The organism is Mesorhizobium sp. M7A.F.Ca.US.005.03.2.1, from assembly GCF_003997795.1.
Taxonomy (GTDB): domain Bacteria; phylum Pseudomonadota; class Alphaproteobacteria; order Rhizobiales; family Rhizobiaceae; genus Mesorhizobium; species Mesorhizobium ciceri.
In genome coordinates this window covers 1-6,763 of record NZ_RZRP01000302.1, presented here as the reverse complement: position 1 = coordinate 6,763, position 6,763 = coordinate 1, and the positions used below count along the sequence as shown (strand labels likewise).

Annotated in this window: 11 protein-coding genes; 9 read left to right on the top strand and 2 right to left on the bottom strand. The window is 64.3% G+C overall.

Going from position 1 to position 6,763, the window contains the following annotated elements:
* Positions 1 to 29 precede the first annotated feature (29 nt).
* Genes EN991_RS17885 through EN991_RS17870 form a run of 4 tightly spaced genes read left to right on the top strand, consistent with a single transcriptional unit; the run spans position 30 to position 1,532 of the window.
* The gene (locus EN991_RS17885) at positions 30 to 332 is read left to right on the top strand and encodes an urease subunit gamma (protein WP_013528395.1); all 303 of its coding nucleotides are present in this window, start codon (positions 30 to 32) and stop codon (positions 330 to 332) included.
* Positions 333 to 342: 10 nt separating this feature from the next.
* Positions 343 to 597 carry a DUF1272 domain-containing protein gene (locus tag EN991_RS17880; protein ID WP_013528396.1) on the top strand — a complete coding sequence of 85 codons (255 nt, stop codon included), beginning with the start codon at positions 343 to 345 and terminating at the stop codon, positions 595 to 597.
* A gap of 33 nt (positions 598 to 630) precedes the next feature.
* Positions 631 to 1,218 carry a HupE/UreJ family protein gene (locus EN991_RS17875; RefSeq protein ID WP_064992831.1) on the top strand — a complete coding sequence of 196 codons (588 nt, stop codon included), beginning with the start codon at positions 631 to 633 and terminating at the stop codon, positions 1,216 to 1,218.
* An 8-nt stretch (positions 1,219 to 1,226) separates the two neighbouring features.
* The gene (locus EN991_RS17870) at positions 1,227 to 1,532 is read left to right on the top strand and encodes an urease subunit beta (protein WP_013528398.1); all 306 of its coding nucleotides are present in this window, start codon (positions 1,227 to 1,229) and stop codon (positions 1,530 to 1,532) included.
* A gap of 20 nt (positions 1,533 to 1,552) precedes the next feature.
* On the opposite strand, the gene EN991_RS17865 is transcribed toward EN991_RS17870, so the two are convergent.
* Positions 1,553 to 2,041 (bottom strand): hypothetical protein, encoded by a 489-nt coding sequence (locus EN991_RS17865; protein ID WP_063170973.1) that lies wholly within the window; start codon positions 2,039 to 2,041, stop codon positions 1,553 to 1,555.
* A gap of 129 nt (positions 2,042 to 2,170) precedes the next feature.
* Entirely contained in the window at positions 2,171 to 2,554 is a 384-nt protein-coding gene (locus EN991_RS17860; RefSeq protein ID WP_013528400.1) for a hypothetical protein, read from the bottom strand.
* A 179-nt stretch (positions 2,555 to 2,733) separates the two neighbouring features.
* Here EN991_RS17860 and ureC point away from each other — a divergent pair, with 179 nt between their 5' ends.
* From ureC to EN991_RS17835, 5 genes are all read left to right on the top strand, one after another.
* On the top strand, positions 2,734 to 4,449 hold the full coding sequence (ureC, locus tag EN991_RS17855; RefSeq protein ID WP_164753580.1) for an urease subunit alpha: 1,716 nt from the start codon (positions 2,734 to 2,736) through the stop codon (positions 4,447 to 4,449).
* Between the two features lie 92 nt (positions 4,450 to 4,541).
* Complete coding sequence (locus tag EN991_RS17850) at positions 4,542 to 5,135, top strand: hypothetical protein (RefSeq protein WP_027161070.1); 594 nt, start codon at positions 4,542 to 4,544, stop codon at positions 5,133 to 5,135.
* 102 nt (positions 5,136 to 5,237) lie between these two features.
* Complete coding sequence (gene ureE / locus EN991_RS17845) at positions 5,238 to 5,831, top strand: urease accessory protein UreE (protein WP_127369236.1); 594 nt, start codon at positions 5,238 to 5,240, stop codon at positions 5,829 to 5,831.
* Positions 5,824 to 6,495, top strand: a complete 672-nt coding sequence (locus EN991_RS17840) for an urease accessory protein UreF (protein ID WP_063170432.1) — start codon at positions 5,824 to 5,826, stop codon at positions 6,493 to 6,495. The genes ureE and EN991_RS17840 overlap by 8 nt, the downstream gene beginning before the upstream one ends.
* A partial coding sequence (locus EN991_RS17835) for a DUF3995 domain-containing protein (RefSeq protein WP_164769160.1) occupies positions 6,492 to 6,763 on the top strand: 272 nt, incomplete at its 3' end. The genes EN991_RS17840 and EN991_RS17835, both read left to right, overlap by 4 nt.

Sequence of the window (6,763 nt, the reverse complement as noted above, 5' to 3'; positions counted from 1 at the left end):
GGCCTGCCTCTACCAATCCAGGGAAACGCATGAACCTGACGCCGAGGGAAAAGGACAAGCTGCTGATCGCCATGGCGGCGATGGTGGCGCGCAAGCGGCTCGAACGCGGCGTCAAGCTCAACCATCCGGAAGCGATTGCGCTGATCACCGATTTCGTCGTCGAAGGCGCCCGCGACGGCCGTCCGGTTGCCGAACTGATGGAAGCCGGCGCTCATGTCGTCAGCCGCGCGCAAGTCATGGAAGGCATCGCCGAGATGATCCATGACGTGCAGGTCGAGGCGACGTTTCCCGACGGCACCAAGCTGGTGACCGTGCACGAACCGATCCGTTGAGGAGGACAGGATGCTGGAGCTGCGTCCCAACTGCGAATGCTGCGACAAGGACCTGCCGCCCGAGGCGACGGATGCGCTGATCTGCACCTTCGAGTGCACCTTTTGCGCCGGATGCGTGGAACAGGTGTTGGGCGGCATCTGCCCCAATTGCGGCGGTGGTTTTTCGGCGCGGCCGATCCGCCCGGCAGCGATGCTGAAGAAATATCCGGCGTCAGCCAAACGCGTTCTCAAGGCCGAAGGCTGCGGCCCCCGCAAGGCGGCGTGAACACCAGACCGAGCAAAACGAAAGGCAAACAGAATGATATCCGCCAAACGCCTCTGCCTGTCGGCGATCCTGCTGCTGGCCGCCGCCCTGCCGGCCTATGCCCATGTCGGCCTGGGTACCACCTCCTCCTTCACGGCCGGCTTCATGCACCCGCTCTCCGGCCTCGATCACATGACGGTGATGATCGCGGTCGGGCTGTGGGCGGCGCTCAAGGGCGGCAAGGCGGTTCTTGCCTGGCCGGCTGCCTTTGTCGGCGTCATGCTGGTCGGCGGCGCGCTGGGCATGCTGCATATGCCGCTGCCCTTCGTCGAACCGGGCATACTGGCATCGGTCGTGACACTCGGACTGCTGGTGGCGCTGGCGATCGATCTGCCGGTCTCGGCCGGCGTCGCCATCATCGGCCTGTTCGCACTTTTCCACGGCCACGCGCATGGCACCGAGGTGCCGGAGAATGCCGGCGGGCTTGAATACATGGCCGGCTTTGCGATCGCCACGCTGTTGCTGCATGCCACCGGCATCGCCACCGGTCTCGGTCTCGGCATCCGGTTTCGTGGCCTGGCCCGCGCTGCCGGTGCCGCCTGCGCGGCGATCGGCATCGGTCTCGCCTTCGGCATCGTGTGAGGGTGACCATGATCCCCGGTGAAATCATCACGGTGGGCGGCGACATCGAGCTCAACAAGGGCCTGCAGACCGTCACCCTGAAAGTCGCCAACAGCGGCGACCGGCCGATCCAGGTCGGCAGCCACTACCATTTCTTCGAAACCAATGAGGGGCTGAAATTCGACCGCGAACGGGCGCGTGGCATGCGCCTCGACATTGCCGCGGGCACGGCCATGCGCTTCGAGCCGGGCCAGGAGCGCGACGTCACGCTGGTGCCGCTCGGCGGCAAGCGCGAGGTCTACGGATTTCAGCAGAAGGTGATGGGCAAGCTGTGAGATCTTCCGGCGCGCTCAGCTCAGTTCGATGGCTTGGCCGCGGCGTAGATGACGATCTTTCCGGGATTGTCGAATTCGACGGCGAGGACATCCTGCGCCTGCACGCGCCGCGATTCGATGGCGTTGAACAGCAGCGCGTTGGCCTCGATCTCCTTGCGCAGCTCCGTAATGTCGTCCTGATGCTGCTTGACCTTGGCCTCGATCTCCGGCGGCGGGCCGCCTTCGCTGCGCGCGGCGTCGGTGAGGAACACGATGTCGACCTTGTCGAGCTTGGATGTCTTGCGCACCGTGCCGATGTTTTCACGCGTGCGGTCGATCGCCGTGTTGACGTTGCCGGCCTCGGTGTTGGCCTTGGCCTCTTCCTGCTTGACCTGCGAGCCGACGATGCGATTGACGGTCTCCGTGCTTTCCAGTCCTTGCGCCTTCAGTCCGGCAGCAGGACCAGCCGCCGCCAGGAACGTCATGGCGGCGACTGCCTGCATTCTGGTCGAGAAAGAAGTGATCGCCATCGCTCGCTCCTGAGAGAAATCGTTTCGGGGCGCGGGTTAGCGCGAAAAGAACAAAACGAATCCGGCCCGGCGAAGGTTCCTTTCCCGATGCGGCCGGCCGGCCGGATGCCGGCCCGCCATGCCGTGGCGTCAGCTCGCCTTCTTGGTGATCAGGGTCAGTGCGCCATTGGGTTCCATACTGGCTGCGACCACCTGCGCCGAGGTCATTCCCTTGGCCTCGAGCGCCGACTTGACCTTGGGTGTGGCGTCGATCGAGCTGCGCAGTTTCTTCAAGCCGTCATCGCCGCGCTGGGCGATCACCTGGTTGACCTGCGTCTGGGTGTCCTTTGGCAGCTCCGTGATGTCGACGATGTTGACGCTCTGGATCGTCGGCACCGCGGGCTGAGCCTGGGGCGTGGCTGGAGCAGGCGTTGCCGGCGCCGGAGCGGGCTGTGGCGCGGGTTGCTGCTGGGCACTGGCGGCGCCCGCCAGCATCAGGCTGGCGGCGGCGGCAAGAACTATCGTTTTGCGCATGGATTTTCCTTTCCATCGATTGGCAAACGGTCGGTCTGGGGTGACGCCCTAACCTCAACCGCCAAATGGGATCAGAAGGTGTCGCCCAGCAGGTCATTGCGTGACCATAGGATGGCAGCAATGTGCAGCCGCGCTTCAATCCAACCGCATTTCGGCAAACCGCATTTCGGGAGCAATCGCTGATGGCCAGAATTACCCGCGCCGCCTACGCGCAGATGTACGGCCCGACGGTCGGCGACAGAGTACGGCTTGCCGACACCGAACTGTTCATCGAGGTCGAGAAGGATCTCACCATCCATGGCGAAGAGGTGAAATTCGGCGGCGGCAAGGTGATCCGCGACGGCATGGGCCAGAGCCAGGTTTCCAGGGCGCAAGGCGCCGTCGATACCGTGATCACCAACGCGCTGGTGATCGATGCCAGTGCAGGCATCTTCAAGGCCGACATCGGCCTCAGGGACGGGCGCATCGCGGCCATCGGCAAGGCCGGCAATCCGGACACGCAGGATGGCGTCACCATCATCATCGGCCCCGGCACCGAGATCATCGCCGGCGAAGGCAAGATCCTGACATCAGGCGGCTTCGACGCGCATATCCACTTCATCTGCCCGCAGCAGATCGAGGAAGCGCTGATGTCAGGCATCACCACCATGCTCGGCGGCGGCACGGGCCCGGCGCACGGCACGCTGGCCACCACCTGCACGCCGGGGCCATGGCACATGGCCCGCATGATCCAGTCCTTCGACGCCTTTCCGATGAACATCGGCCTGTCGGGCAAGGGCAATGCCTCGCTGCCCGCCGCGCTCGAGGAAATGGTGCTGGGCGGCGCCTGCTCGCTGAAGCTGCACGAGGACTGGGGCACGACGCCGGCGGCCATCGATTGCTGCCTGTCGGTCGCCGACGATTACGACGTGCAGGTGATGATCCACACCGACACACTGAACGAATCCGGCTTTGTCGAGAACACGGTCGCCGCCATCAAGGGCCGCACCATCCACGCCTTCCACACCGAGGGCGCCGGCGGCGGCCACGCGCCCGACATCATCAAGGTCTGCGGCCTGCCCAACGTCATCCCGTCCTCGACCAATCCGACGCGGCCCTACACGGTCAACACGCTGGCCGAGCATCTCGACATGCTGATGGTCTGCCATCATCTGTCGCCGTCGATCCCCGAAGACATCGCCTTTGCCGAAAGCCGCATCCGCAAGGAGACCATCGCGGCGGAAGACATTTTGCACGACATCGGCGCCTTCTCGATCATCTCGTCGGATTCGCAGGCCATGGGCCGCGTCGGCGAAGTCGCGATCCGGACCTGGCAGACCGCCGACAAGATGAAACGCCAGCGCGGCTCGCTGCCGCAGGAGACCGGCAACAACGACAATTTCCGCGTCCGCCGCTACATCGCCAAATACACGATCAACCCGGCCATCGCGCATGGGCTGTCGAAAGACATCGGCTCGATCGCGGTTGGCAAACGCGCCGACCTGGTGCTGTGGAACCCGGCCTTCTTCGGCGTCAAGCCGGACATGGTGCTGATCGGCGGCATGATCGCCGCCGCCCCGATGGGCGACCCCAACGCCTCGATCCCGACGCCGCAGCCGATGCATTACCGGCCGATGTTCGGCGCCTATGGCAAGGCCAGGACCAACTCGTCGGTGACCTTCGTTTCGAAGGCAGCGCTCGAGTCGGGACTGCATGGCAGGCTCGGTGTCGACAAGCAGTTCGTCGCCGTCGAAAACACCCGCGGCGGCATCGGCAAGCATTCGATGGTGCTCAACGACGCCACGCCGCATGTCGAGGTCGATCCGGAAACCTACGAGGTGCGCGCCGACGGCGAGTTGCTGACCTGTGAGCCGGCGACGGTGCTGCCGATGGCGCAACGGTATTTTCTGTTTTGAAGCGGCGCTTCCACCGGGCGAGCATTATCCGTTGCAGCCCTTGGTGGAAGGCAGCACTATGCGGCCAACCAACAGCTGCATTGTGATCGAGCATGACCACCGAAATCGCTTCCGCCCACGACATCTTCCCGCACATCCGCATCGTCATGGGCATGGTGATCGGGCTTGGTGTCGCCCGCCTGCTGTCGGGGGTGGCGCGCATCGTCCAGCATCCCGGCCAGTACAAGCTCTATACCGTGCATCTGGCCTGGGTCGTCTCGGTGCTCCTGATGCTGGTGCATTTCTGGTGGTGGGAGTTCGGCCTCTACGCCGTCGAGATCTGGACCTTCGGCAAATATTTGTTCATCATTTTCTACGCGATCACGCTGTTCCTGCTGTGCGCGCTTTTGTTCCCAGATTCGATGCTGGACTACACCAGCTACGAGGATTTCTTCTATTCGCGCCGGGCGTGGTTCTTCGGCCTGCTGGCGGCGACCTATCTGCTCGACGTGGTCGACACGCTGCTGAAGGGGCCGGAGCATTTCGCCCGCTTCGGCAGCGAGTATCTGTTCCGCACGCCGGTCTTCGTCGCGCTCTGCATCATCGCGATCCTGGTGCGCGACCGCCGCTTCCACATCGCCTTTGTCACGGCGGCGCTTATCTATCAGATATCGTTCATCCTGCGGCTCTTCGACACCATCGTCTGAACGAACGCGATGATCTAGCTTGTTGGGGAAAGGCAGGGTTCGACATGTACAAGGCCGTTGGATCGCGCGTGTGCGGGCACAAGCAAATGGGAAATCCATGAAATGAAGCTCAACCTCAACACCGACTTCACCAAATTCCCGCGCGCCGTCTCGGTGCTGTCCGCCGGCGCTGCCGGAACCACCCTACCGTCCGGCCGGGCCATTCTCGCCCATGACGAGCGGCATCTGCGCCGCCGGGCCATCGAACTTGCCGACGGCGGCAAGGTGCTGGTCGACCTGCCCGAACCCGTCGCCTTGAACGATGGCGACCGGCTGGTGCTGGAGAATGGCGGCCATATCGAGATCATCGCGGCACCGGAAGAGGTCTACGACATCCGCGCCCGCGATGGCGTGCATCTGGCCGAACTCGCCTGGCATATCGGCAACCGCCATCTCGCGGCAGGCATCGAGGCCGGACGCATCCTCATCCTGCGCGACCATGTCATCAAGGCGATGCTGGAGGGGCTGGGCGCCACCGTGACCGACGTTTCCGAACCGTTCAAGCCGGTGCGCGGCGCCTATTCCGGGCATGGCGGGCAAAGCCACGATCACGGCCATGCGCATGCCCACAGCCACGCCGAAGCGCACAGCCATTCTCATGGCGAAGCGCGTTCCCATTCGCACAGTCATGCCGGCCATCACCACGATCATGACTGACCAGCCTTCGAACATCGCCCTGCTGCGGCTGATGGCGTGGCTGTCGCCTGCCTTTCCGGTCGGCGGCTTTTCCTACAGCCATGGTCTCGAGCGGGCGGTGCATGACGGGTTGGTTGCCGATGCCGGGAGCCTCGCCGGCTGGCTGGAGACGCTGGTCGAGATGGGCTCGGGCTGGAACGACGCCGTGCTGTTCGCCGAGAGCTGGCGCCGGGCATGCGGCACCGGTGATCTCGATGAAGTGGCGGCACTCGCCGAAGCCCTGGCCGGCTCGCGCGAACGCCATACCGAGACCATGCTGCAGGGTGGAGCCTTCCTCAAAGCGGCGGCCGCCTGGCCTAATCCGGTGCTGGAGCGCCTGCCGGCCGAATGCGCCTATTGCGTCGCCGTCGGCGCCATTGCGGGTGGCAACGGCATCGCGCTTCAGGATGCGCTGTCAGCCTTCCTGCAAACCTTCTTCTCCAACCTTGTGCAGGCAGCGATCCGGCTTGGCATCGTCGGCCAGAGCGGCGCGACCACGTTGTTAGCCGGCTTCGAGCCGCTGGCCCTGGCGACCGCAAGCCGCGCCGCGCGCTCGACACTCGACGATCTCGGTGGCTGCGCCTTCGTCTCCGATGTCATGGCGATGAAGCATGAAACCCAATATTCGCGACTGTTCCGCTCATGATTTTTCTCGCCTTCTCGCTTTCGACTGTTCTGCTCCTGATCACCGCGCTGCATGTCTATTGGAGTCTTGGCGGCATCTGGCCGGGCCAGGATGCGGCCTCCTGCGCCCGTGCCGTGGTCGGCTTTCGCGGCGTCGATGAGATGCCGACGCCGTTCGCCAGTTTCGCCGTTGCCGCATGCCTCTGCTTGGCGACACTATGGCCGCTGGCGCTCATGGGAGTCTTCGCTTCACCCTTCCCCAAGGAGGGTCTCGCCGCCACGTCGCTGCT